Source organism: Variovorax sp. GW821-FHT09D05 (assembly GCF_059416325.1).
Genome location: NZ_JBWKOZ010000002.1, coordinates 615369 through 640329, shown reverse-complemented (window position 1 = coordinate 640329; position 24961 = coordinate 615369). Strand labels below are relative to the sequence as shown.

Below are 24961 nucleotides of genomic sequence, written 5' to 3'. Positions count from 1 at the left end.
GAGGCCGGGATCACCACATGCCGACCGCCCGGCGTCGCCACCACCGCGACCTTCAGCCGCTGCTTCATGCTGCGCGCCGCACCGAGCTGCCGCCCGAGAGCACGCCCTGCGTCATCGGCAGCGCCATGAAGTCGTGCGGGAAGCCCATCGCCACGGCGCTGGCCGCATCGAGGCGCTGCAGCACGGAGCCGTCGAGCTCCACATCGAGGGCGCCGAGGTTGTCTTCGAACTGCGCGAAGGTGCGCGCGCCGATGATCGGCATCACCGTCGGTGCACTACGGTGCAGCAGCCACGCCAGCGCGATCTGCGCGGGCGAGCGGCCCTGCTCCTTCGCAACCTGCGCGACCACGCCGGCGATGTCGAGCGAGCGGGCGTTCAGCGCGCCGTTGCCAGCGGCCACGTCCTTGCGCGAGCCCGTCACGCCTGAATCGGGGTCCTTGCGATAGTCCAGGTCGGCGCGCGTGTACTTGCCCGACAGCACACCGCTGCCCAGCGGCGACCACGCCATCACGCCCAGCCCGAGTTCGTGTGCCATCGGCAGCAGTTCGCGCTCCACGGTGCGCTCGATCAGGCTGTATTCGATCTGCAGCGCCACCAGCGGCGCCCAGCCGCGCAGCTCGGCCAGCGTCTGCATGCGCGCGACCTGCCAGGCCGGCGTGTCGGAAATGCCCGCGTACAGCACCTTGCCCGAGCGCACGAGGTCGTCGAAGGCGCGCATCACTTCCTCGAAGGGCGTCAGGTTGTCCCAGATGTGCAGGTACAGCAGGTCGATGTAGTCGGTGCCCAGGCGCTTCAGGCTGGCCTCCACCGAGCGGACCATGTTGCGGCGATGGTTGCCGCCCGCGTTCGGGTTGCCTGGCTGCATGTTGAGCGAGTACTTAGTGGCCACGACCACCGACTCGCGCCTGTCGGCGATGAACTGGCCCAGCAGCCGTTCAGAACTGCCGTTGGTATAGAAGTTGGCGGTGTCGATGAAGTTGCCGCCGCGCTCCACGTACGCATCGAACATGCGGCGCGATTCGCCCGCGTCCGCCCCCCAGCCCCATTCCTGGCCGAAGGTCATCGTGCCCAGTGACACGGGGCTGACGCGCAGGCCGGAGCGGCCGAGGGTGAGGTAGTTGTCGAGCTTCATGGTGAATGTCCTTTCGAGGTGAGATGGCAGCGTTGGCCTGGCGACAAAGTTACCTGCCGGGCGTCGTGGAACAAAGGCGTGCCACCTTCAAGCTTTATGAAGCGCTGCTTCAAGAATGGCCGCACTGCGGCGCAATCTGCCCTTTGCCCTGCTCGGCGTCATGCTCACAGTGGCGCTGGTCATCGCAGCGCTGTACCGCGTTGTGCCGCATGCGCAACTGGTCGCCTGGGCCGCAGCCAACGCGGCGCTGACTGCCGCTCGTGGCTGGGGTGAGTGGCGCTACCGCGTCGCAGAAGACGGCGCGGCCCTGCATCGCTGGCGCCGCTGCACGCTGGCAGGCACGGCGCTGCTCGACCGCATCCTGCGCAACCTGGTCGACAACGCCATCCGTCACACGAAGCACGGTGGCGTGCTGGTCGGCTGCCGGCGCGCGGGCAATGCCCTTCGCGTCGAGGTGTGGGACACCGGCCCCGGCATTCCTTCCGAGGCCTGATCAGCGGACCCAGGGCCGCGGTGGCACCGGTGGCGGGATGCGCGGCGGCTGCCCGCCGATGGGCGCCACGGCATTGCCGAGTGAACGGCCGACAGGCACGGCGGGATTGGAAGAAGACACCAGCGTGGGCGTCGAAATTTCGAAGGCGTCGTAGTTGCCCAGCGCCAGCGCATAGGCGACCAGGTTGGCCAGCTGCGTGGCGCCGCCCTCGTTCGCCGACGGCGGCTTGAGCACCGGCTTGCTGACGGGCTGGTACGGCTTGCCCTTGGGGTTCATGCCCGTCAACACCTGTCGCGCATCCGCGCGGGCCGTGTGATATGCATTGAACACCACGTCCTTGGCGATATCGACCATGCGTTCCGAGATCTGGTCGGTGTCCTTGTGCATCAGCTCGGCAACGCGCTCGGCACGCACCTGCATGCCTTCCACGTAGGCGTTGATCTTGATGAGCTGCTGGCGCAGGTCGGACGCGGCCATGCGCACCTTGGCCGCCACGCCCGGATAGAGCACGGCGTCGTTCAGGCCGGTGATCTGGTCCGGCATGGAATTGATCAGATTGGCGATGTGCTTGTACTGCGACATGGCCGCTTCCGCGGCGGCCATCGCATCGCGGTCGTCGCGAAAGAGCGCTGCGGCGTCCTCGTTGCCGCGCTTTGCGATCACGCCGTCGGCCTCACGGATGCTCTTGCCGTGCAGGTAGCGGTCGAGGCCGCCTTCGGCCTCGCCGACGATCAGGCCACCGAGCTTGACGGTGCCAGTCACCACCTGCTTGAGGTACTTGGCGCCGGGCACCGGAATGGCGCCCAGCCCCGCCTTGGCCACGGCGGCAACGCCCTTGAGCACCAGCTTCTGCATGTCGGCGGTGTTGCCGCAGTACTCGCCCAGCAGCATGGTGAGCTTCTTCTTGAACGGCACGCTGAAGCTGTCGTTCGACTTGGCGCGGAAGGCATCCCAGGTCCGCTCGACCAGGTCGGTCTTCTGGACGACGGCCGCGCTCACCACGCCCCAGTCCTTGGTGCGCATCCGGTCAAGGAGCATGCGCACACCTGCCGACATTTCTTTCTCGTAGTACTCGGAGAGGCTCTTTCCGAGCTCGTCGAATCTGGTTTGCGGAATATCAAGCATGTAGAAATCTGGGTGTGTGTTGTGGTGGCGGAACAATCGGCCTCGATGCTAGGCCGGGCTCTTGTGCGGCGCATTGGACCAAAGGCCAATGGCAAGCGCCATAACACAAACTAGCGAGGGCGGCCCAGGAGCCCGGCACGGCGGGCCACGATCACGGCCTGGATGCGGCTGTTCACCTCGAGCCCGGCGAAGATGGCCGAGATATGCGCCTTCACGGTTCGCTCGGTGGTGCTCAGCCGCTGCGCGATGTCGGCGTTGCGCAGGCCCTCGCGGAACATGGCGCGATCGTCGATCGGCAGGATGGTGGGCATGGGCTGGGAAATGACCCGGGCGGGCTCTTGTTAACTGGCTCAGGACTCTACCTGCGCACTCGGCCAGATGATTATTAATAAAAACGACTTGTTGCGTGGATAGATTGCGCGGACTGCATCGGACGACCGGTCCGGTTCGCTTGCGTTTTCAATCTTTCCATCCATTTCGCCATGTCGCCCCTTCTGTCTTTCAGCCGGCCCTTCGTCATCACCCTCGTCGCGGCCCTGTGCCTCTCGGCATGCGGTGGCGGCGGTGACGGCGGCGCCTCGTTCCCCATCACCGGCACACCGCCGGCAACCACGAATCCGCCCGCCGTCGTGGTGGCTGGCCCGCCAAAGGACCTGGGCTTCACCGACACCGCGCCCGTGCCCGATGCGGTCGCCATACCGCCCTTCGTCGACAACGTCGCGACCAACCAGCGCGGCGATGCGCGCTACGCGACCAAGGAAACCAATGCCGGCGTGCGCGTGGTGGCCGGCTTCCTCGACTTCTGGCAGCCCAGCACACTGCTGGTCGATGCAGGCGTGTCGGCCCCTGCACAGGGCAGCTTTCCGGCAGTCGTTGCATCCACGTGGAGCGGCATTCCGGGCGACGCGACCGACGGCAAGATCCTCAACAGCGGGGTGTTGAACAGCAATATCCAGTACGTCGTCGACGTCACCAATGCGCGCACCAGCGCGCAGGAACTGGCCGCCTACCTGGACGACCGCCGCGGCAAGGGCTACAGCATCAGCGACGGCATGGGTCCACTCACCAACGCCTGGCGCACAGCCACGCAGCAGGTCACCACCATCACCGGCATCGCACCGGACGCCACCACGGTGCTCTATAACGACGGCGGCAACGATGTGGGCGTGGCCGGTGCCGCGAACCCGGCCTTCGGCACGGTGGTCGACCTGCTCAAGAACATCGGCGAGAACGGCTCCACCGAGCCCGCCAAGCGCTTCTACAAATACGCGCGTCCCTGGCGCTGGAGCAGCAGCGTGAAGGTGGTGCCCGCGCTGGAGCCCGCCAAGAGCGGCACGCCCGCCACCGACGGCGGCTTCGTGAGCGGCCACACGGCCGAGGCGGTGCGCGATGCCATCGCCTCCGCCTACGTCGTGCCGCAGCGCTTCCAGGAAATGGTGGCGCGCGGCCTCGAACTCGGAGAGAACCGGATTCTTGCGGGCATGCATTCGCCGCTGGACGTGGTCGGTGGGCGACTGCACGGGCAGGCCGTGGCGACAGCGAGTCTTTCCACCGGCGCCAACGTCGCGCGCAAGAGCGCGGCCTACGCACAGGCGCAGACCGTGCTGATGGCCGCGGTGGGCGCGAGCGATGCAACCGCCTTCAACAATTTCGCCCATTCGCAAGGCACAGCGGCCGACCGCTTCGCCGACCACGCCGCGAGCAAGGCCGACTACCTGCGCCGCCTGACCTTCGGCTTCAAGCAGGTGGCCGATGCGACCAAGCCCGCCGTGGTGCCCAAGGGCGCCGAAGTGCTGCTCGAAACGCGCCTGCCCTACCTCGACGCCACCCAGCGCCGCGTAGTGCTCAAGACCACGGCCGTAGCCTCGGGCTACCCGGTGATGGACGACCCCGAAGGCTGGGGCCGCCTCAACCTGTTCGACGCGGCCGACGGCTACGGCGTCTTCAACGGCGACGTGGTCGTGACCATGGACGCCAGCCTCGGCGGCTTCAATGCGCTGGACAGCTGGCGCAACAACATCTCCGGCGCCGGCAAGCTCACCAAGAAGGGCAGCGGCACGCTCGCGCTCGGCGGCAGCAACAGCTATGCAGGCGGCACGCAGCTCGCAGAAGGCACGCTGCAGGCGGACGCTGCCGCGGCCTTCGGCAAGGGCAATGTCTACGTCGGTGGCGGCACGCTGGTCTGCAATGCGCCTTCGGCGGTCATGATGGCGGGCGCCTACACGCAGCTGGCAGGCACGACGCTGCAGCTGAATCTCGGCGGCAATGGTGCCGGCCGCCTGAGCGTGGCCGGCGTGGCCGCGCTGGACGGAACGCTGACCCTGAGCTTCAAGCCCGGCTTTGCGCCCAGCGCAGGCGACACGCTCACGGTCATCAGCAGCGGCGCGCTGACCGGCCGGTTCTCGGCCATCAACGCGCCGGGCTTCAAGGTCACGCCGACCTATACGGGAACGCAACTCGTCGTGCGCTTCGACGCATGAGCTAGCAGCGCGGCGGCCATGGCTTCTTTGTGAAGCCAGTCTTCATAATGGCCGCCATGTCCCCCGAGCTCCTGCCCGCCATTGCCGCCTTCGCCCGCGTGGCGCACCACGCCAGCTTCACGCGCGCCGCGCAGGAGCTGGGCGTGTCGCCCTCGGCCCTCTCGCAGACCATGCGCACGCTCGAACAGAAGCTCGGCGTGCGCCTGCTCGACCGCACCACGCGCCGCGTCGGCGTGACGGAGTTGGGCCAGCAGTTTCTCGAAGGTGCGCAGCCCGCGCTGGCCGCGCTCGCGCAGGCGGTCGAAGGCATCGACGAGGCGCGCGACAAGCCGGCCGGCCTGCTGCGCCTGAATGTTTCGCGCGTGGCGGCCGAGCTGCTCTTCTTTCCGCACTTCGGCGCGTTCGCCGCCGCCTACCCGGACATCACGCTCGAGTTCGTCTGCGACAACCGCATGGTCGATCTCGTGGAAGGTGGCTTCGACGCCGGCATCCGCCTCGGCGAAAGCCTGGCGCAGGACGTGATCGCCGTGCCGGTGGGCGGGCCGGTGCGCATGGTGACCTACGCGGCGCCCAGCTACCTGAAGGGACGCAAGCTGCCGCGCACGCCCGAAGACCTGCGCGAGCACCAGTGCCTGAACTACCGCCTGACCACGGGCGGCATCTATCGCTGGGAATACGCGCAGGACGGGCGCGTGCTGGACGTCGAACTCGCCGGCCCGCTGGTCAGCAACGACAGCGACCTGCTGCTGGCGGCCGCACGCTCGGGCGCGGGCATTGCAACGTCTTTCGAGGGCGCGGTGCGCGACGACTTTGCAAGCGGCAAGCTGGTACCGCTGCTGGAGCCCTGGTGGCCGACCTTTCCGGGCTTCTACCTGTATTACCCGAGCCGCGCGCAGATGCCACGCAAGCTGCGGGTGTTCATCGACTTCCTGCAGGCGCGGCATGCGCCGCCGCCGGTGTCGCAGCGGGCCGTCAAGAACGCGTCGGCACCGCGATCGCGCCGGCCCGCTACAGCTCGCGCACAGCGCGCGGCAACCGCTCGGCCAAAATCGTGACCAGCGAACGGGCCTCGGCCTCGTCGAGCGAAGGCGCGATCCTGAAGGTGCGCTGCCCGTAGTCGAACGCGATCGGTCCCATGCCCGCGCCGAACAGCGGCGGCATCGCGGCGCGTTGATTGCGGAAGATATCGAACGAGAACTCGACGACCCGCAGGCGCGAAATCGCATGGACCGCATAGGCGCGCGTGCGCCCCAGGCCCCAGATTTCGACGCGATGAACCAGCGACCCTTCTTCGACCGAAATCAGTTCGCGGCCGAAGACCTGCCACAGCACGCAGAAGAATGCCCATGCACCACCGAGGGTCCAACCCGTGAGCCAGAGCGTGAGGAACCACCGGTCGGTGTCGTGGCGGCTCGGGTGCAGCAGCTGGTTCGCGGCCGTGAACTCGCCGAAGCACCAGCCAGTCAGCCACACGCACATGAAGAGCAGAAGCAGCCAGTGCTTGCGCGCGGGCACCACGGCCCGAAGCCCGCCGCCGGGCGTCGTTTCGATGGCGTAGCGGGCGGCCAGCGGCTGGACGTTCATGGCGTCCGGGCGTCAGGCCCGCATCAGCGCCTCGATCTCGTCCGCCTTCACGGGCACGCCGCGAGAAATGAGCTCGCAGCCGGTGGCCGTGACGATCGCGTCGTCCTCGATGCGGATGCCGATGTTGTGGAACTGCTCCGGCACGCCGTCGGCGGGCCGCACGTAGATGCCGGGTTCCAGCGTCAGCACCATGCCGGGATGCAGGATGCGGCTGGGCCGGTTCTTGATGACCTCGTTCGACAGCGGATCTTTCCGTTCGCTCACCTCGCCGACCTGGGTGGGCTCGACGTAGCTGCCGCAGTCGTGCACGTCCATGCCGAGCCAGTGGCCGGTGCGGTGCATGTAGAACTGGAAGTAGGCGCGCGAGTCGATCACGTCCTGCACGCCGCCGACCTTGTTGGCATCGAGCAGGCCGAAGTCGAGCATGCCCTGCGCCAGCACCTTCACCGCGGCGTCGTGCGGGTCGGTGAAGCGGTTGCCGGCTTTGGTGGCGGCGGCCGCGGCGTCCTGGCTGGCCAGCACCAGGTCGTACAGCGCGCGCTGCGGGCCGCTGAACTTGCCGTCGCCCGGAAAGGTGCGCGTGATGTCGCTGGCATAGCCGTCGAGTTCGCAGCCCGCGTCGATCAGCACCAGCTCGCCCTTGCGCACCGGCGCCGCATCGGCGCGGTAGTGCAGCACGCAGGCATTGGCGCCGGCTGCGACGATGGAGTAGTAGGCCGGGTACTGCGAGCCTCCGAGGCGGAATTCATGCAGCAGCTCGGCGTCGAGGTGGTACTCGCGCGCATCCTTGCCCTCGCGCAGCATGCGGGCCGACAGCTGCATCGCGCGGATGTGCGCACGGGCGCTGATCTGCGCGGCGCGGCGCATGATGTCCTGCTCGTGCGCGTCCTTGATCAGGCGCATTTCGTCGAGCGGGCCGCACAGGTCGCGCTGTTCCTCGGGGCACAGCGCGCCGTAGCGCACGCGGGCGCGCACCGACTGCAGCCAGCCGTCGATGCGGGTCTCCAGGCCCTTGTGGATGGCGAACGGGAACCACACGGTCGAGCGGTTCTCGAGCAGCTTGGGCAGCTTCGCGTCGAGGTCGGTAACAGAAAAGGCCTCGTCGACGCCGAGTGCCGCGGGCGCCGCGTCGGGGCCGAGGCGGTAGCCGTCCCAGATCTCGCGCTCCAGGTCTTTCGGCGCGCAGAACAGCGTGGCGCGGCCGTCGCCCGCCAGCACCAGCCAGGCGTTGGGCTCGGTGAAGCCGGTCAGGTAATAGAAGTAGCTGTCGTGGCGGTACAGGAAGTCGGTGTCGCGGTTACGCGGGCGCTCGGGCGCGGTCGGGATGATCGCGATGCCATCCTTGCCCAGTTGCGAGGCGAGGCGCGCGCGGCGCTCGGCGTAGATCGTCGTCGTGGAGGCTGCTGCTGAAGTCATCTTGGCGTGGTGTTCAGTTGGGCGAGTCGTTCGGGGGTGCCCACATCGGTCCAGGGGCCGGTGTAGAGCTCGGCGCTCACGAGTTCATTGTCCATCGCGGCGCGCAGGATCGGCGCCAATGGGGCTTTGCGGCCGGCCGGGTTGCCGGGGGGGATGTCGCAGTACGGCGGTGCGAAGAGCGCGGCGCGGTAGAGGCCGATGGTCGAGAAGGTGAACTTCTCGGGCGCGGTGTTGAGCGCGAGGCCGTCCGCCGAGAGGCCGAAATCGCCCTTCAGGTTGTGCACCGGGTTCGGCACCAGCCACAGGTGCGCGAGCTTGCCGCTGGCGATGAAACGGTCGACCGAGGCCTGCGAGAAGGCGAAATCCGGCGCGAACACGTCGCCGGCCGCGACCCAGAACACGTCGCCGAGCAGGGGCAGCGCACGGACGATGCCGCCGGCCGTTTCGAGTGCACCGCCGAAGTCGCGGCCCTCATCGGAGTATGAAATTGATAGCGCAATATGCCCATCCAGCAAGGGATTCAGGCCGAAACGGTCAGAAATCTGCGCGCCGAGCCAGTCGGTGTTGACCACCAGTTCGGTGAAGCCGCCGGCCGCCAGCGCCTCCATCGGCCACTGCATCAGGGGCTTGCCGCGCACTTCGAGCAGGGGCTTGGGCGTGGCGTCGGTCAGCGGCCGCATCCGCTCGCCGCGCCCGGCGGCCAGGATCATCGCCCGCACCGAGGTCTCCGCGCTCACGCCGAGACCCGGCCGCGCTGCAGCTCGTTGCGTTCGCTATGAAGGGGCTGAAACAGCGACACCAGGCACTCCATCAGCGCATGTGCCTTGGCCGAATGGTCGCCGCCGAAGTTGCAGACGTACACGTCGAGCGTCACGCCGCGCTGCTCGGGCCAGGTGTGGATGCACAGGTGCGATTCGGCCAGCAGCACCGTGGCCGTGACCCCGCCCGGCCCCTGCGGCGTGGCAGGAAAGGAGTGAACTATCTTGCCCACCGCCTGCAGCCCCGCGGCCGACACCGCCTTGATGCAGACCGCCCCCAAGGCGGGGCCGTCGGTGAGCCATTGAAGGCCGCATTGGCAGTCGTGAAGGTCGGCGGTGAGGTGCAGCCCATGCATGGGTGGCAACTCTAGCAGTCCGCCCGCCGCACAAGAACATCGGAAGGGTGTTCAGCCTGTATCGGAGCCGGTTGGGGCTCGCCCGGTAAAATCGCGGGTTCTCCCGACCCCAATCCTCCCTTTTCCCTCCGAAAGTCCACCGCACATGGCAAACCACGCCCTGATGGCCAACGCAATCCGCGCTCTGGCTATGGATGCCGTCCAACAAGCAAATTCCGGACATCCGGGCGCACCGATGGGCATGGCCGACATGGCCGTCGCACTCTGGGGCGAACACCTGCGCTACAACCCCGCCAACCCGCACTGGTTCGACCGCGACCGCTTCGTGCTCTCGAACGGCCACGCCTCGATGCTGCTGTACTCCGTGCTGCATCTCACCGGCTACGACCTGCCCATCGGCGAGCTCAAGAACTTCCGCCAGCTGCACAGCAAGACCGCCGGCCACCCCGAAGTCGATGTGACCCCGGGCGTGGAAACCACCACCGGCCCGCTGGGCCAGGGCATTACCAACGCCGTGGGCTTCGCGCTGGCCGAGAAGCTGCTCGCCGCCGAGTTCAATCGCAAGGACCACGACGTGGTCGACCATCACACCTACGCCTTCCTGGGCGACGGCTGCATGATGGAGGGCATCAGCCACGAAGCCTGCGCACTCGCCGGCGCCTGGCACCTGAACAAGCTGATCGCGCTGTATGACGACAACGGCATCAGCATCGACGGCCAGGTCAAGCCCTGGTACATCGACAACGTGGCCGAACGCTTCCACGCCTATGGCTGGCACGTGATCGGCCCGATCGACGGCAACGACGCCGCCGAAGTGTCCAAGGCCATCGCCAAGGCCAAGCAGTCGACCGACAAGCCCACGCTGATCAACTGCAAGACCGTCATCGGCAAGGGCAGCCCTAACCGCGCCGGCACCGCCAAGGCGCACGGCGAGGCGCTCGGCGCCGAAGAAATCAAGCTCACGCGCGACGCCATCGACTGGCACTACCCGGCCTTCGAGATCCCGGCCGAGGTGTACGCCGACTGGGACCACAAGGAAGCCGGCGCCAAGACCGAAGCTGCGTGGAATGACAAGTTCGCCGCCTACGCCGCCGCTTTCCCCGAACTCGCCGCCGAGTTCACCCGCCGCATGAAGGGCGAGCTGCCCAAGGACTTCCACCAGGTCGCCTTCGACACCGTGGTCGCGGCCCACACCAAGGCAGAGACCGTGGCCAGCCGCAAGGCCAGCCAGCTCGCGCTCGAAGCCTTCACGGCCGCGCTGCCCGAAATGCTCGGCGGCAGCGCCGACCTGACCGGCTCGAACCTCACCAACACCAAGAGCACCGCCGCTCTGCGCTTCGATTCGAAGACCGGCGCCGTGGTCCGCACCGAGCCCACCGAACAGCACCCCGAAGGCCAGATCGGCCGCCACATCAACTACGGTGTGCGCGAATTCGGCATGGCCGCCATCATGAACGGCGTGTCGCTGCACGGCGGCTACATCCCCTACGGCGGCACCTTCCTCACCTTCAGCGACTACAGCCGCAACGCCATCCGCATGGCCGCGCTGATGAAGCGCCGCGTGGTGCACGTGTTCACGCACGACTCCATCGGCCTGGGCGAAGACGGCCCGACGCACCAGTCGATCGAGCACGCCGCCTCGCTGCGCCTCATTCCGAACCTCGACGTCTGGCGTCCGGGCGACACGGCGGAAACTGCCGTGGCCTGGGCCGTGGCGCTGCAGAACCAGTCGCGCCCCACGGCGCTGCTGCTGAGCCGCCAGAACATCGCCTACGCGGCGAAGTCGGAGCTGGGCGACATCAGCCGTGGCGCCTACGTGCTGTCCGAGCCGGAAGCCGTCGGCCTGAAGAACAAGAAGACCGTGGCCGTGATCATCGCCACCGGTTCGGAAGTGCAGCTCGCGATTGCCGCGCAGAAGCTGCTGGCCGACAAGAAGATCGCCGTGCGCGTGGTGTCGATGCCCTCGACCACCACCTTCGACCGCCAGGACCTCGCCTACAAGAAGGCCGTGCTGCCGAAGAAGTTGCCGCGCATCGCCGTCGAAATGGGCTGCACCGGCGGCTGGTGGAAGTACGGCTGCGCCGCCGTCGTCGGCATCGACACGTACGGTGAATCGGCGCCCGCGCCGGAGCTGTTCAAGTACTTCGGATTCACGGCGGAGAACGTGGCCGCTACGGTGGAAGCCGCATTGCGCGACTGATCGCGCCGGTTCACGACAAACAAGTTTTTCAACCTTAGGAGCAAGTCAGATGGCTATCAAACTCGGTATCAACGGCTTCGGCCGCATCGGTCGCAACGTGCTGCGCGCAGCAGTGCAGAACTTCAAGAACGACATCGAGATCGTTGCCATCAACGACTTGCTCGAGCCCGACTACCTCGCCTACATGCTCCAGTACGACTCGGTGCATGGCCGCTTCAAGGGCGAAGTCACGGTTGAAGGCAACACGCTGATCGTGAACGGCAAGAAGATCCGCCTGACGCAGGAGCGCGACCCTGCGCAACTGAAGTGGAACGAAGTCGGCGCCGACGTCGTGCTCGAATCGACCGGCCTCTTCCTCACCAAGGAAACGGCGCAGAAGCACATCGATGCGGGCGCGAAGAAGGTCATTCTGTCGGCACCGTCGAAGGACGACACCCCCATGTTCGTCTACGGCGTGAACGACAAGAAGTACGCCGGCGAAGCCATCGTCAGCAACGCCAGCTGCACCACCAACTGCCTGGCCCCGCTGGCCAAGGTGCTGAACGACAAGTGGGGCATCAAGCGCGGCCTGATGACCACCGTGCACGCAGCCACCGCCACGCAGAAGACCGTGGACGGCCCGAGCAACAAGGACTGGCGCGGCGGCCGCGGCATCCTGGAAAACATCATTCCTTCGAGCACCGGCGCAGCCAAGGCCGTGGGCGTGGTGATCCCCGAGCTCAACAAGAAGCTCACGGGCATGAGCTTCCGCGTGCCGACCTCCGACGTGTCGGTGGTCGACCTCACGGTCGAGCTGGTGAAGGAAGCCACGTACAAGGAAATCTGCGCCGAAATGAAGGCACAGAGCGAAGGCGCGCTCAAGGGCGTGCTGGGCTACACCGAAGACAAGGTGGTGGCCACCGACTTCCGCGGCGACCCGCGCACCTCGATCTTCGACGCCGAAGCCGGCATCGCGCTCGACGGCACCTTCGTGAAGCTCGTGAGCTGGTACGACAACGAATGGGGCTACTCGAACAAGTGCCTGGAGATGGTGAAGGTCGTTTCGAAGTAAGGCTTCGCGGCTTCAACAAAAAACGCGCCTTCGGGCGCGTTTTTTATTGGACTCTTGCCCACCGTTATCGCAGCTTCTCGTTCCTGCGAATTTCGCTGCTCAGCTGCGAGGTCAATCGCGTTGCAGCCCTGCGTGCCGCCAATCCGAAGTCGCCCTTGAACTCGCCGAACTCCGCAGTGCCGTTGCCCGTCGCACGCACGTGCGTGACCTCGGCGCCGGCAGCGTCGGTCACCACGCACGACACCTCGGCCGTGAACGAGGTCGGCGGCCAGCTGATGAAGGACGACGAGCTGGAGTCGGTCTTGATGCGCGGCGCGAACACCAGCGACACGCCGGCCGCCTCGTTCGCCTTCGCGTCACCGGCGGTGCGCAGCACCACCACGTCGCGGTACACCGCGCGCAGCGCATCGCGGATCGACTTCTCCAGGTCGCGGTACGGGTAGTAGCTCACGCGGTCGCCGCTGCCGCCGGGGGTGATGACTTCCAGGTCGCGATCCGCATCGGTCATCACGTAGGCGACTTTCTTTTGAATCAGGTGCGCCTGCGAACGCTGCGGCGCGGTCTCGGTGATCATCGTGATCGGATGCACGCAGCCAGCGAGCATGGATGACATCAGTGCCACGAGTGCCGCGCCCGCAACACGTCGAATCGCGGTCATCGGAAGTAAGAAGAACATCATCATCGAAGCGTCTCCAGGCCAGTGACGTCAGCGGCCGATGGCGGCCACGAACTGCGGATCGGCATACACCTGCCGCAGCAAGGCGCGCACGAGGCGCGGGTACGCGGCCTGTCCGGCCGGCACGGCGACGATGCTCGCGTAGCTCGAATCGAAGGCGGTCTCCGCGCGGTAGGTCTTGCGCAGGCGTTGCGCGCCCTCGCGCGTGACGGTGACTTCGACGTCCATGCGGCCGGTGCCGTTGATCACGCCGAGGTCGATCTCGTTGACCAGGATGCGCGCCGCGATGCGCGTGGGCGCCTTCGGGTCGTAGACGGAGATTTCGCTGAGGTCGCGCATCAGCGCGTCTTGCAGGTATTGCGCGAAGCTGCCGCTGGGTGACAGCAGCCTGGCGCTGCGAAGGCGCACGGTGTTGACCTTGTCTTCCGCTTCGGTGGGCTGTGCCTTCGTGAGCGCCACGGGGCCGGGGCGCGTGGCCTCGAGGCGGTCGAGCGTCTCGTAGTCGGCCGCGTAGGGCGGCGCCAGCAATGGCGCGCAGCCGGTCGTCAGAACAAGGGCGGCCAGTAGTGCGCCGGGCGCGAGCCAGGCGCGCAAGCGGAAACCTCGCGAACGAAAGATCGCCATGCCTGCAGTCCCTCTCTCCATGCGGCCGTGCGATGCATACATGGTGCATCCGCGATGCCTGCTCCCCGGCGCGACGGTAGCACGCATCGCGCCGCGCGCGAAGGCGGGAAACTCAGGCCGGCTTCAGACCGGTTCGAGCACGTGGATCAGCTTGCTCTCGGTGAACTCTTTCGTCTTCTCGCTGTGGGCCTTCATGTGCGGTGCAACCGCATGCGCCTGCAGATGTGCCAGCGTTTGCCATTTCTCGACGACCACGAAAGTGTCTGGGCCGAAGCTGGCCTTCGAAGTCGGGATGCCCTGCGCATCGACCGTGGCGCCGTATTCGATGCAGCCCTCCTCGGCCAGCACGGCCGCGCGGTTGGCGGCAAAGGCTTCGAGCAATTTGGCGCGCTGGCCCGGCTTGGCGGTGATGACGGCGACGACGTGAATCATTGAAAGAGTCTCCAGTAGCTAAGGTAGTAGGACGGTCGAATCTAAGAGATTCGGCGCCGTCGCGCTGGTCCGGTCCGCGACAACACCACGGCCTTGTCCCTATCATCGCCCGCATGTTCTTCCCGCTGCCCCGCACGGCCACTGCGCCCTTCTGCCCTTCCGAAGTGAAAGGCAGCGTGGCCGTCCCGCAAGACCTGCCCTTCTTCAAGAAGCTGATGCGCTACGCGGGCCCCGGCCTGCTGGTGTCGGTCGGCTACATGGACCCGGGCAACTGGGCGACCGACATCGAGGCCGGCTCTCGCTTCGGCTACGGCCTGCTGTTCGTGGTGCTGCTCGCGAGCCTCGCGGCGATGCTGCTGCAGACGCTGTGCGTGCGGCTGGGGCTCGTGGCGCAGAAGGACCTGGCGCGTGCCTGCCGCGAGCACTACTCGCCGCGCGTCAACCGCCTGCTGTGGCTCGGCGCCGAGCTGGCCATCGTGGCCTGCGACCTCGCCGAGGTACTGGGCAGTGCGCTCGCGTTGCACCTGCTGTTCGGCGTGTCGATTCCGGTGGGCATCGCCATCACGGCCTTCGACACGCTGCTGGTGTTGGGCCTGCAGGGCGCGGGCTTCCGCCGTGTCGAGGCCATCGTGCTCGGGCTGGTCGGCACCATTGCGGGCTGCTTCGTCGTCGAGCTGGCGATGTCGCCGCCCAACTGGTTCGGCGTGGCGATGGGCTTCGGCCCGAGCCTGGAGCGACTGCACCAGCCGGGCGCGCTGTACCTGGCCATCGGCGTCGTCGGCGCGACGGTGATGCCGCACAACCTGTACCTGCATTCGTCCATCGTGCAGACCCGGCTGATTGCCGACACCGACTCGGCGCGCCGCGAGGCGGTGCGCTTCTGCACGCTCGACGCGGTGGTGTCGCTGTCGCTCGCGCTGCTGGTCAACGCGGCCATCATGGTGCTCGCGGCCAGCGCCTTCCATGCCACGGGACACCGCGAAGTGACCGAGATCGACGACGCCTACCGGCTGCTCGAACCCATCGTCGGCAGTGCGTTCGCGGCCACGCTGTTCGGCATTGCGCTGCTGGCGTCGGGGCAGAGCTCGACCTTCACCGGCACCATCGCGGGCCAGATCATCATGGAAGGTTTTCTCGACCTGAAGATCCCGTGCTGGCAGCGCCGGCTGATCACGCGCGGGCTGGCGTTGGGCCCGGCCTGGCTTGGCGTCTGGTGGTTCGGCGATGGTGGCGTGGGCAAGATGCTGGTGCTCAGCCAGGTGGTGCTGAGCTTCCAGCTGCCCTTTGCGATGTGGCCGCTGATCCGCTTCACGAGCAGCCGCGCGATGATGGGCGGCTTTGCCAACGGCCCGGTGGTGAAGTCGCTGGCCTGGCTCTTGTTCGGCGTGATCAGCGCGGCCAACGTGTGGCTGGTCGCCACGGTGGTCTCGGGCAACTAGCGCTTGCCCGCGTCCTTCCACAGGTGCACCAGCGCCTCGGGCGCCTCGGCTTCCGGCACCTCGAAGCTCACGGAAATCTTCTGGTCTTCTCCGGCGCTTTCAACGAGCACCTCGACACGGTAGTAGCGCTGGTCGCCGCTGGACAACGTGGCACCGGCCTGCCCCGCATGCGGCACCGCGCTTTGCAGCGCGTCGCCTATCTGCTGGCGCAGTTCGGCAGTGCAGTCGCCGAGCTGGAAGCTGCGCGGCTGCGACAGGCCGGGCATGTAGGCCAGCCCGCCCTCGCGCGTCACGCGCACGATGGTCGCCTTGTCCAGTGGCGGCAGGCGGATCATGGTGAGATCACTCCCACGGCCAGCCACGCGTCGGCCACCGCCTTGTGCACCGCGCTGCCAGCGCCGAAGCGCCGCGAGGCGACGTCGGTGCTGAGCGTTGCGAAGGCCTCGAAATCCGCATCCTGGCGCAGGCGCTTGTCGCACACCGCGTCGTACCAGACACGGCCTGCGGTTTCCCATGCCTGCCCGCCGATGGCCATGGCCGCCAGATAGAAGGCGCGGTTCGGAATGCCTGAGTTGATGTGCACGCCCCCGTTGTCCTGCGAGGTGGTGACGAAGTCCTTCATGTGCGCCGGCTGCGGGTCCTTGCCGATCACCGGGTCGTCGTAGGCGGTGCCGGGCTCGGCCATCGAACGCAGGGCCTTGGCCCTCACGCTCGGCATGAAGAGGCCCGCACCGATCAGCCAGTCGGCCTGCTGCGCCGTCTGCCGCAGCGAGTGCTGCTTGACGAGCACGCCGAACACGTCGCAGATCGATTCGTTGAGCGCGCCGGGCTGCCCCTGGTAGACGAGGCCGGCCTCGTGGTCGATCACGCCGTGCGTGAGCTCGTGGCCGATGATGTCCACCGCGATGGTGAAGCGGTTCATGACCTCGCCGTCGCCATCGCCGAACACCATCTGCTCGCCGTTCCAGAAGGCGTTGTCGTAGTCCTTGCCGTAGTGCACGCTGCCGGTCAGCGGCATGCTCGCGCCGTCGATGGAGTCGCGCTCGTACACGTCGTGGTACAGACGCCAGGTTGCGCCCAGGTAGTCGTAGGCCTCGTCGGCCGCGATGTCGCCGGTGGCGGGCTTGCCCTCGGTGCGCACCAGCTTTCCTGGCAGCGTGGTCGTGCGGGCCGCGTCGTGGATGGCGCGCTCGGGCGAATTCGGCCGCGCCGGACGTGGCCGCGCGGCTGTCGTGCTCGCTGTGCCCGAGGCAAGCTTTGGCGGCATGAAGCCGCGCAGCGCGCGGTGCTCGCGATCGATCGTCAGCGTGTTCACCGCACGCGCGCTGATGGACGCGCTGGCGTGCTCGGCAAGGCGGCTCAGCAGGTACGGCGGTATGAAGCCGGGCGGCAGGATCTGCAGCGTGCGCGACGGCATGGGCGGGCCTTTCGTCGGGTGTCGATTGATCCAGAACACCGTAGCAGAAACACCCGTCCGCGCTTGTCGGATCGAAGCTCAAGCCCTCGGCGGCATGTCGTCTTTTCCGAGCGCGGCGGCCATGAAGTCGACGAAAGTTCGCACGCGTGCCGACAGCTGGTGGCGCTGCGGGTACACCGCGTAGATGTCGGCGTCGGGCGTGCGGTAGTTGGCCAGCACCTGAACCAGCCGGCCGCTGCGCAGGTAGCGCGCGATGTCCCACTCGGCGCGCATCAGGATGCCGTGGCCGTCCAGGGCCCAGTTGACCGCGATTTCGCCGTCGTTGGTGCTGAGCGCGCCACGCGTCTTCACGGCCTCGGTGCGCTGCGCCGTGCCGCGCCCGGTGCTCAGCCGCCAGATGCCATAGGCCTCGTCGCCCTGGCGGATGCCGATGCAGCGGTGGTGCGTGAGGTCGTTGGGCACCTTGGGCTGCCCGGCGCGCGCCAGGTAGGCGGGCGAGGCGCACAGCAGCCGCCGGTTCGACGCGATGCGCCGCGCGATCACGCGGGCCTCGGGCGGCGCGCCGAAGCGGATGCAGACGTCGAAGGCGTCGTCGGTCAGCGGCGGCGGATTGACCGAGAGCTGCAGCTGCACCTCCACCTGCGGATGCTTGCGTGCGAACTTCGAGATCAGCGGCGCCACGTGGCTGCGGCCGAACCCCAGCGTGGCGTTCACGCGCAGCAGGCCCTGCGCCTCGCCCTTCGCGCCGCCCAGCAGCTGCGCCATGTCGTCGATTTCGCCGAGGATGCGGCGCGCGTGCGCCACGTAGAGCTCGCCCTCGGGCGTGAGGCTCATGCGCCGCGTGGTGCGGTTCACCAGCGTCACGCCCAGGCGCGTCTCCATCTGCGCGAGCCGCTTGCTCACCGCGGGCGTGCTGATGCCGAGTTCGCGCGCCGCCGCGCTCAGGCTGCCGCAGGCCGCGAGCGAGGAGAAAAAGCCGAGGTCGGCGGGCTGGACCGGAGCAACCATGAGCGATCCGATTGTTGAACTGAGGTTAATGATGGATTCACTTCTGGCATGAATCGTTCGGCACATCGGATCCTACAGTGGGCCACCACCACTACAGCGCACACAAGGACATCGATGAGCAGCTACAGCATTGCCACCATTCCCGGCGACGGCATCGGCAAGGAAGTGATCCCGGCGGGGCGCCAGGTGATGGAGGCGCTGGCCGCGGCCTCCGGCGGCGCCCTGCATTTCAGCTTCGAAGACTTCGGCTGGGGCGGCGACTGGTACCGCGCGCACGGCGAGATGATGCCGGCCGACGGCCTCGACGCGCTGCGCAAGAAAGACGCGATTCTTTTCGGCTCCGCGGGCGACCCGCACATTCCCGACCACATCACGCTGTGGGGCCTGCGCCTGAAGATCTGCCAGGGCTTCGACCAGTACGCCAACGTGCGGCCCACGCGCATCCTGCCGGGCATCGACGGGCCGCTCAAGCGATGCGCGCCGGGCCAGCTCGACTGGGTGATCGTGCGCGAGAACTCCGAGGGCGAGTACGCCGGCGTCGGCGGCCGCGTGCACCAGGGCCACCCCATCGAAGCCGCCACCGACGTGAGCATGATGACCCGCGCGGGCGTCGAACGCATCATGCGTTTCGCTTTCAAGCTCGCTCGTTCGCGGCCGCGCAAGCTGCTCACCGTGGTCACCAAGAGCAATGCGCAGCGACACGCGATGGTGATGTGGGACGAGATCGCGCTGCAGATCTCGAAGGAGTTCCCCGACGTGAGCTGGGACAAGGAACTGGTCGACGCCTGCACCGCGCGCATGGTCAACCGCCCGGCCTCGCTCGACACCATCGTCGCCACCAACCTGCACGCCGACATCCTCAGCGACCTCGCGGCGGCGCTGGCGGGCAGCCTGGGCATTGCTCCCACCGGCAACATCGATCCGGAGCGGCGCTATCCGTCGATGTTCGAGCCCATCCACGGTTCGGCCTTCGACATCATGGGCAAGGGGCTGGCCAACCCGGTCGGCACCTTCTGGTCGGTGGTGATGCTGCTCGAGCACATGGGCGAGGCCGAGGCCGCGCGCCGCGTGATGGCTGCGGTGGAGCACGTCACGGCCAACCCGTCGCTGCATACGCGCGACCTGGGCGGCAGCGCGACCACCGAGCAGGTGACGCGCGCGGTGTGCGCGCACATTGCCGGCGAGCCCGTGCGGCTTGCGGCCTGACCGATTCGAGCGACACGACGGTATCCGCGCGCCTCGATGCGCGCATCACAACAACGAGCCGGAGACAACACCATGACAGCAGCTTTCTTCCCCCAGCGCCACCGGCGCACGGTGCTTCGGGCCGCGGCGCTCGCGCTCGGCCTCGGCGTCTCTGCCCTCGCCTTTGCGCAGCAGCCGCCCGCCGGCTGGCCGACCCGGCCCATCAGCCTCGTCGTGCCCTTCCCCGCCGGCGGCACCACCGACGTGCTGGCCCGCGCGCTGGCCGACAAGCTTTCGCAGTCACTCGGCCAGCCGGTGGTGGTCGAGAGCAAGCCCGGCGCCGGCGCCACGCTTGGCGCCGACTACGTGGCCAAGGCCAGGCCCGACGGCTACACGCTGCTGATGGGCGCGGTGCACCACACCATCGCCACCAGCGTCTACAAGAAGCTGCCCTACGACTTCCAGAAAGACCTGGCGCCGATCACCGTCGTGGCCATGGTGCCCAACGTGCTGGTCATCAACGCCGCGAACACGCCCGCGAAGAACGTGGCCGAACTGGTTGCGCTCGCCAAGGCCGAGCCCGGCAAGCTGGCCTACGGCTCCAATGGCAACGGCACGGCGCAGCACCTGATCGGCACGCAGTTCCAGTCCAGCACCGGCACCACGCTGCTGCACGTGCCCTACAAGGGCAGCGGCCCGCTCACCACCGACCTGCTCGGCGGCCAGGTGGCGATGTCCTTCGACACCATCACACCGGTGCTTCAGCACATCAAGAGCGGCAAGCTGCGCGCGCTGGCCGTGACCACGGCGCGCCGCTCGTCGGTGCTGCCCGACGTGCCGACGCTGGAGGAAGCGGGGCTCAAGGGCTTCGACATCGGCACCTGGTTCGGCGTGCTTGCGCCGGCCGCCACGCCGAAGGAGATCGTCGCGCGCCTCAACGCCGAGATGGTGAAGATCATCCACTCGCCCGATTTTGCGCAGCGCATGCAGGCCATCGGCGCCGAGCCGCTGGGCGGCACGCAGGAAGAGATGGCGCGGCAGATCCGGGAAGAGACAGCCCGATTCGCGAAACTCGTCAAAGAGGGCGGAGTGGCGATCGACTAGCGAGCAGTCTGTTACGGGTGTGCACACCTCGCCCGGGCGGGCGTCTTGCCAAGGTCATAGGATCGGGGCTTCCGAATTCACCGCAGCCCTGCCCATGTTCATCGTCACCCTCACCTACATCCGCCCGCTCGAAGAAGTCGACGCGCTGATGGACCCGCACATGGTCTGGTTGAGGAAGCACTACGAAAGCGGGCTGTTCGTGGCTTCGGGCCGCCAGGTGCCGCGCACGGGTGGCGTGATCCTCGCCCGGTCGGGCGACCGTGAAGGGCTGGAGGCCGTGCTGGCGCGCGATCCGTTCGTGCAGGGCGGCGTGGCGCGCGCCGACGTGACCGAGTTCGTGCCCAGCATGACGGCCCCCAGCATCGAGGTGCTCAAGACGTTCTGACGAAGAACGTCTTTTTTCGCTCAGGCTCCCGGCACTTCTTCGTGGCCGCCGGGGTGCCGCGCAAAGCGCGCGGCCTCGCGGTCGTGCACCGGCGCCGGATCGTCCCACGGCCAGCCACCGAACTGCGTGCGACGGTAGTCGGCCATGGTCTGGCTGATCTCGGCCTGCGTGTTCATCACGAAGGGGCCGTACTGCGCCACCGGCTCGGCGATCGGGCGGCCCTGCAACACCAGGAACTCGCTCGTCTCGTCGTTGCCGTTGACGATCTCCACGGCCGCATCCGCGCGCAGCTCGACAGCGGCCGGGCCTTCCACGCGCTCGCCGGCAATGTGTGCAACCGCTCCCTTGAAGAAGTACAGCATGCGCCGCGTGCCTTCGCCCGTGGCGGCCGGCAGCGTCCATTGCGCGCCGGGCGTCATCTTCAGCGTCCAGATCGCCACGTCGGCGTCGGCCTGGGCGGCCCATGAATCGGGCGGCGGCGCCAGCGGCTGGATCGGGTCCTGTCCGCTGGCGGCGTCGCCGAGCCGGCCCGCGATGACTGCAACCTCGGTGCGGCCGCCCTTCGCATCGTCGGAGGCGAAGCGCGGAATGGCGTCGGACCAGAACATCGTGAAGTGCGGCTCGGCCATCTTGCTCCTGGCTGGCAGGTTGAGCCAGATCTGGAACAGCTCCAGCGGGTTCGGCGCGCCGGCGTCGAGCAGCGGGAACATTTCAGAGTGCACGATGCCCTTGCCGGCCGTGAGCCACTGCACGTCGCCGCCGCCGAAGCGCGCGGTGGCGCCCAGCGAGTCGGAATGATCGACGAGGCCCTTGCGCACGATGGTCACGGTTTCGAAGCCGCGGTGCGGGTGCGAGGGAAAGCCCGGCACCGTGTCGCCGTGGTACATGCTCCAGCCGTCCTTGCGGCTGAAGTCCTGGCCGATCTGGCGACCGGCCAGCGAGGCCTCGGGGCCCATCTGGCCGTTGGCCTTCGGGTAGGCGTCGTCGTGGTAGACGCAGAACAGGAACGGGTCGATCGTCTGCCACGGGAAGCCGAGTGGCTTGACCTGGACGACGGGGCCCTTGTTGTTGTCGGACATTTCGATATTCCTTTCCATATGGGGCGCGGCCGATGATGCCGCGCCAGTGGATGGAATATCGGGGCGCCGCCGCCTTCCGGTAGAGGCCTTCCGTGCAACAGTGAAGAGCGCGTATGGAACGATGGGCATCGCTCTGGTTCTTCAGCGGCGTGGCGTTACATCACGGGTTCTGGTGCGTCACGGCGGCGTTCGGGTCCATGTACACCAGCTCCCACAGGTGGCCGTCGATGTCCTGGAAGCCATGGCCGTACATGAAGCCGTAGTCCTTCGGCTCGCCCGGGATGGTGCCTCCGGCCGCCTTTGCCTTGGCCACCAGCTCGTCGACTTCGGCGCGGCTCTCGCACGAGAGGCACAGCAGCACTTCGGTGCTCTTCGACGTGTCGGTGAGGCTCTTGGTGGTGAAGGTCTTGAAGAACTCCTCGACCAGCAGCATGACGTGGATGCTGTCCTTCTGGACGACCATGCACGCGGCGTTGGCGTCGGTGAACTGCGCGTTGAAGGTATAGCCCAGCGCGGCGAAGAAGGTCTTGGTCTTCTCGAGGTTCTTGACGGGGAGGTTCACGAAGATCTGCTTGGTGGCCATGGTGTCGTCCTGTATCGGTGGATGGATGGATGTGGAGGTGTTTCGCGGTGTCTTGTGTACACCGTCCACAAAAGATATCAAAGAAAATGGACGGCGTCCACATCTTTTTTCCAGGCGAGCATTCAGAACGCCACAGTCGCCTGCGCCCACAGCCGCGCGCCGCCGCGGCGGCCATCGCTGGCCCGGCCCTCGGTGGCCCAGGCAGAGGTGAGCGAGAACGCCAACTTGTCCGTCGCCCAGCCCACGCCCAGACCGGCGCCGGCCAGATGCGCACGGTTGCTGGTGCTGCCGGTCCGGTTCCAGGCACGGTGGTTGAGCTGCACGCCTCCCGCGTCGTAGAAAGCTTGCAGTTGCCAGCCCGGCGCGGGCTGCCAGCGCAGGGCCGCACTGGCCAGCCAGCCTGCGTCGCCAAGGGCCTCGCCTTGCGCATAGGCCCGCACTCCGTTGTTGCCGCCCAGGCTGAATTTCTCCGCCGAAGCCAGGTTCCTGTCGGCCATCTGGCCGCCGAGGTTGAGTACCAGCGACCAGTTGGGGCGCAAGGCCTGCACGCGTTGCAACTGGTAGTTCAGCTTGCTGAAGTGCCCGGCGCTTTGGGTGCTGGCCGCGTCTTGCGCCAGGCTGTCATTGTCCAGCCGCAGTTGGCCGGTGGTCAGGTTCACGGCCAGACTGTTGCCGGCAGCACCACCCAGCGTATCCTGCCAGTCGCCGTTCAGCCCCAGCACGACATTGCGCAGCTGGTGCACCGACGTGGTGGCGGTGCTGCCCACGGTGTCGCGCAGATTCTTGGCGTCCACCTGGAGCTGGGCATACCAGTTGTTCTCCAGGCTGCGCAGCAAGGGCTGGCGCACATACAGGCTGACGGTATCGGCCTTGCCGTCGGCATCCAGTGCCGCAAAGTCCTTGCCCAGGCGATAGTCGAGGTGCGACACGGCCACGCCCACGCGCGTGCCGCTGGCGCCCAGCGGCAGCTGGTAGCCCAGGCGCGCGTAGTGCATGCTGGTGTTGCTGGCCTGCAGCCGCAAGCTCATCTGGTCGCCCCGGTCCAGCGGATTGTTCCAGTACAGGCTGGTGCCCACGCGGTACTGCCCGGTGTAGGTGCTGCCGAAGTTGTCGATATCGGCAATGCCCTGGATGGCGCGGGTCTTGTCCACCTCCACCAGCAGGTCCGATGCCCCCACGGTCGTGCCCGGGCGCAGAGTGGACTGCACGCGGGTGCCCGGCAGGTCCGACAGTGTGAGCAGGGTGCGGTCCAGGCTTTGGGCTTGCACCGGGGCGTTCAGCGGCAGGGCGCTCAAGGGAGCAAGGGCCGAGTCCTTGAGGCCGGCGTTGTTGGTGATGCTGACCTGGCCCAGGTTGCCCTCCAGCACGGCGATATCGAGCACGCCGTTCTTGAGCTCTTGCGCCGGCAGGTAGGCCCGGGCGACAAGATAGCCCGCCTCCCGGTAATGCCGCGTCACGCGCGCGGCCAGGCGGCTGAGGTCGGCAAAGGTCTGTTCCTTGCCGATGGCGTCGGTCAGCAGGCTTTCCAGGGCGGCGCTGCCGAAGGCGGTGTTGCCGCTGAAGTGGATGGCCACCACGCGAACCTGGGCACCGCCCTCGGCCACGCTACCGGCGCCGGGCTTGTCGATGGTCAGGGCCGGAGCTCCGGTGCTGGGGATCGGCTGCGGAGCACGGGGTTCCTGCAGGATCTGGCCGGCATCGGGGAGCGTGCGGACCTGGCCGACGGCGATGGTGGGAACCAGAGCCAGGGCGATAGAAAGCAGGCTCAGCGGGATTCGAGGCGTGACATGCATGAAAGCTTGTTCTCGTTGCGGGTGAAGAAGTCGGTCGCGGGTTGGTCCATGTTCAGACCGCAATACTCGATGCGCAGCGGCTCGTGCGGATTGGCCGGCGGCTTCGGCCAGTCGGCCAGGCTGGCCACTGCGCGCTGCTGCGCATCGCCAAGCGACGGGTTGGCGCTCGACGGCACGGGGCTCAACGGCACGGCGCTCGACGGAGCGGGGCTGGGCGCCGCCGCGCTGATCACCAGCGCACCGTCGACATAGCTCAGCGTGTAATTGCCCGAGCTCAGCCCGCCGGCCGCGATGCTGTAGCTGCCGGCCGCGGTGGCGCCCTGGGCGCTGCCGCCATAGACCAGCCTGCCGTTGAGCACGCTTGCGGTCTCGCCATTGACGAAGCCGCTGTAGCTGACGCCATTGCCGCCGCTGTAGGCACTGCCGTCGGCGACGCGGCTGTCGTTGTTGGCGGTGACCGTCAACGCGGCGGCGGTGATGCTGGCCGTGGTGGTGGCGCTGTTGCTGGCCAGCACGTAGTTGCCGGCATCGCTGCCGCTGATGGCGAAAGTCTCGGTGACAGTCTTGCCGGTGCCGGCGTTCTTGTCGCTGAAGCTGCCGCTCTGGCTCAGCGCCACGGTGTCGCCGCCGACCAGGCCGCT

Annotated in this window: 26 protein-coding genes; 9 read left to right on the top strand and 17 right to left on the bottom strand. The window is 67.5% G+C overall.

The features are described 5' to 3' along the window. Positions 1-64: 64 nt before the first annotated feature. The gene (locus AC07O3_RS07615) at positions 65-1132 is read right to left on the bottom strand and encodes an aldo/keto reductase (protein WP_495338976.1); all 1068 of its coding nucleotides are present in this window, start codon (positions 1130-1132) and stop codon (positions 65-67) included. A 115-nt stretch (positions 1133-1247) separates the two neighbouring features. Between AC07O3_RS07615 and AC07O3_RS07610 the strand changes: the two genes are divergently transcribed. Continuing rightward, positions 1248-1625 (top strand): ATP-binding protein, encoded by a 378-nt coding sequence (locus AC07O3_RS07610; protein WP_495338975.1) that lies wholly within the window; start codon positions 1248-1250, stop codon positions 1623-1625. Here the strand turns inward: AC07O3_RS07610 and AC07O3_RS07605 are convergent, their stop codons facing one another. Next, positions 1626-2750 carry a hypothetical protein gene (locus AC07O3_RS07605; protein WP_093055055.1) on the bottom strand — a complete coding sequence of 375 codons (1125 nt, stop codon included), beginning with the start codon at positions 2748-2750 and terminating at the stop codon, positions 1626-1628. A gap of 110 nt (positions 2751-2860) precedes the next feature. Next, positions 2861-3061, bottom strand: coding sequence for a response regulator transcription factor (locus AC07O3_RS07600; protein WP_495338974.1), 201 nt, complete (start codon positions 3059-3061; stop codon positions 2861-2863). Positions 3062-3232: 171 nt separating this feature from the next. On the opposite strand from AC07O3_RS07600, the gene AC07O3_RS07595 reads away from it, so the two are divergent. Both AC07O3_RS07595 and AC07O3_RS07590 read left to right on the top strand, forming a co-directional pair. Further along, positions 3233-5230 (top strand): phosphatase PAP2 family protein, encoded by a 1998-nt coding sequence (locus tag AC07O3_RS07595; RefSeq protein ID WP_495338973.1) that lies wholly within the window; start codon positions 3233-3235, stop codon positions 5228-5230. A gap of 56 nt (positions 5231-5286) precedes the next feature. After that, entirely contained in the window at positions 5287-6285 is a 999-nt protein-coding gene (locus AC07O3_RS07590; protein WP_093076653.1) for a LysR family transcriptional regulator, read from the top strand. On the opposite strand, the gene AC07O3_RS07585 is transcribed toward AC07O3_RS07590, so the two are convergent. From AC07O3_RS07585 to speD, 4 genes are read right to left on the bottom strand one after another with little or no spacing between them, the layout of a single operon-like run. Next, positions 6239-6814 (bottom strand): hypothetical protein, encoded by a 576-nt coding sequence (locus AC07O3_RS07585; protein WP_093076394.1) that lies wholly within the window; start codon positions 6812-6814, stop codon positions 6239-6241. The two genes, AC07O3_RS07590 and AC07O3_RS07585, sit on opposite strands and share 47 nt — an antisense overlap. Before the next feature lie 12 nt (positions 6815-6826). Next, on the bottom strand, positions 6827-8230 hold the full coding sequence (locus AC07O3_RS07580) for an aminopeptidase P N-terminal domain-containing protein (protein WP_093174567.1): 1404 nt from the start codon (positions 8228-8230) through the stop codon (positions 6827-6829). Next, a complete protein-coding gene (locus AC07O3_RS07575) occupies positions 8227-8940 on the bottom strand; it encodes a nucleotidyltransferase family protein (RefSeq protein WP_495339012.1) in 714 nt (237 codons plus the stop codon). The genes AC07O3_RS07580 and AC07O3_RS07575 overlap by 4 nt, the downstream gene beginning before the upstream one ends. Before the next feature lie 23 nt (positions 8941-8963). Beyond that, the gene (gene speD / locus AC07O3_RS07570) at positions 8964-9344 is read right to left on the bottom strand and encodes an adenosylmethionine decarboxylase (protein ID WP_093174565.1); all 381 of its coding nucleotides are present in this window, start codon (positions 9342-9344) and stop codon (positions 8964-8966) included. A gap of 145 nt (positions 9345-9489) precedes the next feature. Here speD and tkt point away from each other — a divergent pair, with 145 nt between their 5' ends. Both tkt and gap read left to right on the top strand, forming a co-directional pair. Continuing rightward, positions 9490-11544 carry a transketolase gene (tkt, locus tag AC07O3_RS07565; RefSeq protein ID WP_495338972.1) on the top strand — a complete coding sequence of 685 codons (2055 nt, stop codon included), beginning with the start codon at positions 9490-9492 and terminating at the stop codon, positions 11542-11544. A 49-nt stretch (positions 11545-11593) separates the two neighbouring features. Beyond that, positions 11594-12595 carry a type I glyceraldehyde-3-phosphate dehydrogenase gene (gap, locus tag AC07O3_RS07560; RefSeq protein ID WP_093076388.1) on the top strand — a complete coding sequence of 334 codons (1002 nt, stop codon included), beginning with the start codon at positions 11594-11596 and terminating at the stop codon, positions 12593-12595. 64 nt (positions 12596-12659) lie between these two features. On the opposite strand, the gene AC07O3_RS07555 is transcribed toward gap, so the two are convergent. The 3 genes from AC07O3_RS07555 to AC07O3_RS07545 form a co-directional block, all read right to left on the bottom strand. Then, positions 12660-13208 (bottom strand): hypothetical protein, encoded by a 549-nt coding sequence (locus AC07O3_RS07555; protein WP_256329039.1) that lies wholly within the window; start codon positions 13206-13208, stop codon positions 12660-12662. A gap of 93 nt (positions 13209-13301) precedes the next feature. Beyond that, on the bottom strand, positions 13302-13895 hold the full coding sequence (locus tag AC07O3_RS07550) for a hypothetical protein (RefSeq protein WP_495338971.1): 594 nt from the start codon (positions 13893-13895) through the stop codon (positions 13302-13304). A gap of 123 nt (positions 13896-14018) precedes the next feature. Further along, positions 14019-14327, bottom strand: a complete 309-nt coding sequence (locus AC07O3_RS07545) for a putative quinol monooxygenase (protein WP_093055072.1) — start codon at positions 14325-14327, stop codon at positions 14019-14021. 113 nt (positions 14328-14440) lie between these two features. Here AC07O3_RS07545 and AC07O3_RS07540 point away from each other — a divergent pair, with 113 nt between their 5' ends. Beyond that, complete coding sequence (locus tag AC07O3_RS07540; protein WP_093055074.1) at positions 14441-15766, top strand: Nramp family divalent metal transporter; 1326 nt, start codon at positions 14441-14443, stop codon at positions 15764-15766. On the opposite strand, the gene AC07O3_RS07535 is transcribed toward AC07O3_RS07540, so the two are convergent. The 3 genes from AC07O3_RS07535 to AC07O3_RS07525 form a co-directional block, all read right to left on the bottom strand. Beyond that, positions 15763-16101: a protealysin inhibitor emfourin gene (locus AC07O3_RS07535; RefSeq protein WP_093055076.1), complete on the bottom strand. Its 339-nt coding sequence runs from the start codon at positions 16099-16101 to the stop codon at positions 15763-15765. The two genes, AC07O3_RS07540 and AC07O3_RS07535, sit on opposite strands and share 4 nt — an antisense overlap. Next, on the bottom strand, positions 16098-17183 hold the full coding sequence (locus AC07O3_RS07530) for a M4 family metallopeptidase (RefSeq protein WP_495338970.1): 1086 nt from the start codon (positions 17181-17183) through the stop codon (positions 16098-16100). Before AC07O3_RS07530 ends, AC07O3_RS07535 begins: the two co-directional genes overlap by 4 nt. A 78-nt stretch (positions 17184-17261) precedes the next feature. Further along, positions 17262-18191 (bottom strand): LysR family transcriptional regulator, encoded by a 930-nt coding sequence (locus AC07O3_RS07525; RefSeq protein ID WP_097197588.1) that lies wholly within the window; start codon positions 18189-18191, stop codon positions 17262-17264. A gap of 114 nt (positions 18192-18305) precedes the next feature. Between AC07O3_RS07525 and AC07O3_RS07520 the strand changes: the two genes are divergently transcribed. The 3 genes from AC07O3_RS07520 (at position 18306) to AC07O3_RS07510 (ending at position 20865) form a co-directional block, all read left to right on the top strand. Continuing rightward, entirely contained in the window at positions 18306-19397 is a 1092-nt protein-coding gene (locus tag AC07O3_RS07520) for a tartrate dehydrogenase (RefSeq protein ID WP_495338969.1), read from the top strand. Between the two features lie 72 nt (positions 19398-19469). After that, positions 19470-20480 carry a tripartite tricarboxylate transporter substrate binding protein gene (locus tag AC07O3_RS07515; protein WP_495338968.1) on the top strand — a complete coding sequence of 337 codons (1011 nt, stop codon included), beginning with the start codon at positions 19470-19472 and terminating at the stop codon, positions 20478-20480. Positions 20481-20574: 94 nt separating this feature from the next. After that, on the top strand, positions 20575-20865 hold the full coding sequence (locus AC07O3_RS07510) for a YciI family protein (RefSeq protein ID WP_258352136.1): 291 nt from the start codon (positions 20575-20577) through the stop codon (positions 20863-20865). Between the two features lie 20 nt (positions 20866-20885). Here AC07O3_RS07510 and AC07O3_RS07505 read toward each other — a convergent pair whose 3' ends face one another. The 4 genes from AC07O3_RS07505 to AC07O3_RS07490 form a co-directional block, all read right to left on the bottom strand. Further along, positions 20886-21944, bottom strand: a complete 1059-nt coding sequence (locus tag AC07O3_RS07505) for a pirin family protein (protein WP_218132224.1) — start codon at positions 21942-21944, stop codon at positions 20886-20888. 160 nt (positions 21945-22104) lie between these two features. Further along, the gene (locus AC07O3_RS07500) at positions 22105-22527 is read right to left on the bottom strand and encodes a VOC family protein (protein WP_495338967.1); all 423 of its coding nucleotides are present in this window, start codon (positions 22525-22527) and stop codon (positions 22105-22107) included. 122 nt (positions 22528-22649) lie between these two features. Beyond that, a complete protein-coding gene (locus AC07O3_RS07495; protein ID WP_495338966.1) occupies positions 22650-24320 on the bottom strand; it encodes a ShlB/FhaC/HecB family hemolysin secretion/activation protein in 1671 nt (556 codons plus the stop codon). Next, positions 24293-24961 (bottom strand): MBG domain-containing protein (locus tag AC07O3_RS07490; RefSeq protein ID WP_495338965.1); only part of this gene is annotated, 669 nt, incomplete at its 5' end. The genes AC07O3_RS07495 and AC07O3_RS07490, both read right to left, overlap by 28 nt.

Coding starts and splice junctions, on each gene's coding strand:
- AC07O3_RS07615 (WP_495338976.1), bottom strand. CDS start 1,132: ATGAAGCTCGACAACTACCTCACCCTCGGCCGCTCCGGCCTGCGCGTC.
- AC07O3_RS07610 (WP_495338975.1), top strand. CDS start 1,248: ATGGCCGCACTGCGGCGCAATCTGCCCTTTGCCCTGCTCGGCGTCATG.
- AC07O3_RS07605 (WP_093055055.1), bottom strand. CDS start 2,750: ATGCTTGATATTCCGCAAACCAGATTCGACGAGCTCGGAAAGAGCCTC.
- AC07O3_RS07600 (WP_495338974.1), bottom strand. CDS start 3,061: ATGCCCACCATCCTGCCGATCGACGATCGCGCCATGTTCCGCGAGGGC.
- AC07O3_RS07595 (WP_495338973.1), top strand. CDS start 3,233: ATGTCGCCCCTTCTGTCTTTCAGCCGGCCCTTCGTCATCACCCTCGTC.
- AC07O3_RS07590 (WP_093076653.1), top strand. CDS start 5,287: ATGTCCCCCGAGCTCCTGCCCGCCATTGCCGCCTTCGCCCGCGTGGCG.
- AC07O3_RS07585 (WP_093076394.1), bottom strand. CDS start 6,814: ATGAACGTCCAGCCGCTGGCCGCCCGCTACGCCATCGAAACGACGCCC.
- AC07O3_RS07580 (WP_093174567.1), bottom strand. CDS start 8,230: ATGACTTCAGCAGCAGCCTCCACGACGACGATCTACGCCGAGCGCCGC.
- AC07O3_RS07575 (WP_495339012.1), bottom strand. CDS start 8,940: ATGATCCTGGCCGCCGGGCGCGGCGAGCGGATGCGGCCGCTGACCGAC.
- speD (WP_093174565.1), bottom strand. CDS start 9,344: ATGCATGGGCTGCACCTCACCGCCGACCTTCACGACTGCCAATGCGGC.
- tkt (WP_495338972.1), top strand. CDS start 9,490: ATGGCAAACCACGCCCTGATGGCCAACGCAATCCGCGCTCTGGCTATG.
- gap (WP_093076388.1), top strand. CDS start 11,594: ATGGCTATCAAACTCGGTATCAACGGCTTCGGCCGCATCGGTCGCAAC.
- AC07O3_RS07555 (WP_256329039.1), bottom strand. CDS start 13,208: ATGTCATCCATGCTCGCTGGCTGCGTGCATCCGATCACGATGATCACC.
- AC07O3_RS07550 (WP_495338971.1), bottom strand. CDS start 13,895: ATGGCGATCTTTCGTTCGCGAGGTTTCCGCTTGCGCGCCTGGCTCGCG.
- AC07O3_RS07545 (WP_093055072.1), bottom strand. CDS start 14,327: ATGATTCACGTCGTCGCCGTCATCACCGCCAAGCCGGGCCAGCGCGCC.
- AC07O3_RS07540 (WP_093055074.1), top strand. CDS start 14,441: ATGTTCTTCCCGCTGCCCCGCACGGCCACTGCGCCCTTCTGCCCTTCC.
- AC07O3_RS07535 (WP_093055076.1), bottom strand. CDS start 16,101: ATGATCCGCCTGCCGCCACTGGACAAGGCGACCATCGTGCGCGTGACG.
- AC07O3_RS07530 (WP_495338970.1), bottom strand. CDS start 17,183: ATGCCGTCGCGCACGCTGCAGATCCTGCCGCCCGGCTTCATACCGCCG.
- AC07O3_RS07525 (WP_097197588.1), bottom strand. CDS start 18,191: ATGGTTGCTCCGGTCCAGCCCGCCGACCTCGGCTTTTTCTCCTCGCTC.
- AC07O3_RS07520 (WP_495338969.1), top strand. CDS start 18,306: ATGAGCAGCTACAGCATTGCCACCATTCCCGGCGACGGCATCGGCAAG.
- AC07O3_RS07515 (WP_495338968.1), top strand. CDS start 19,470: ATGACAGCAGCTTTCTTCCCCCAGCGCCACCGGCGCACGGTGCTTCGG.
- AC07O3_RS07510 (WP_258352136.1), top strand. CDS start 20,575: ATGTTCATCGTCACCCTCACCTACATCCGCCCGCTCGAAGAAGTCGAC.
- AC07O3_RS07505 (WP_218132224.1), bottom strand. CDS start 21,944: ATGTCCGACAACAACAAGGGCCCCGTCGTCCAGGTCAAGCCACTCGGC.
- AC07O3_RS07500 (WP_495338967.1), bottom strand. CDS start 22,527: ATGGCCACCAAGCAGATCTTCGTGAACCTCCCCGTCAAGAACCTCGAG.
- AC07O3_RS07495 (WP_495338966.1), bottom strand. CDS start 24,320: ATGCATGTCACGCCTCGAATCCCGCTGAGCCTGCTTTCTATCGCCCTG.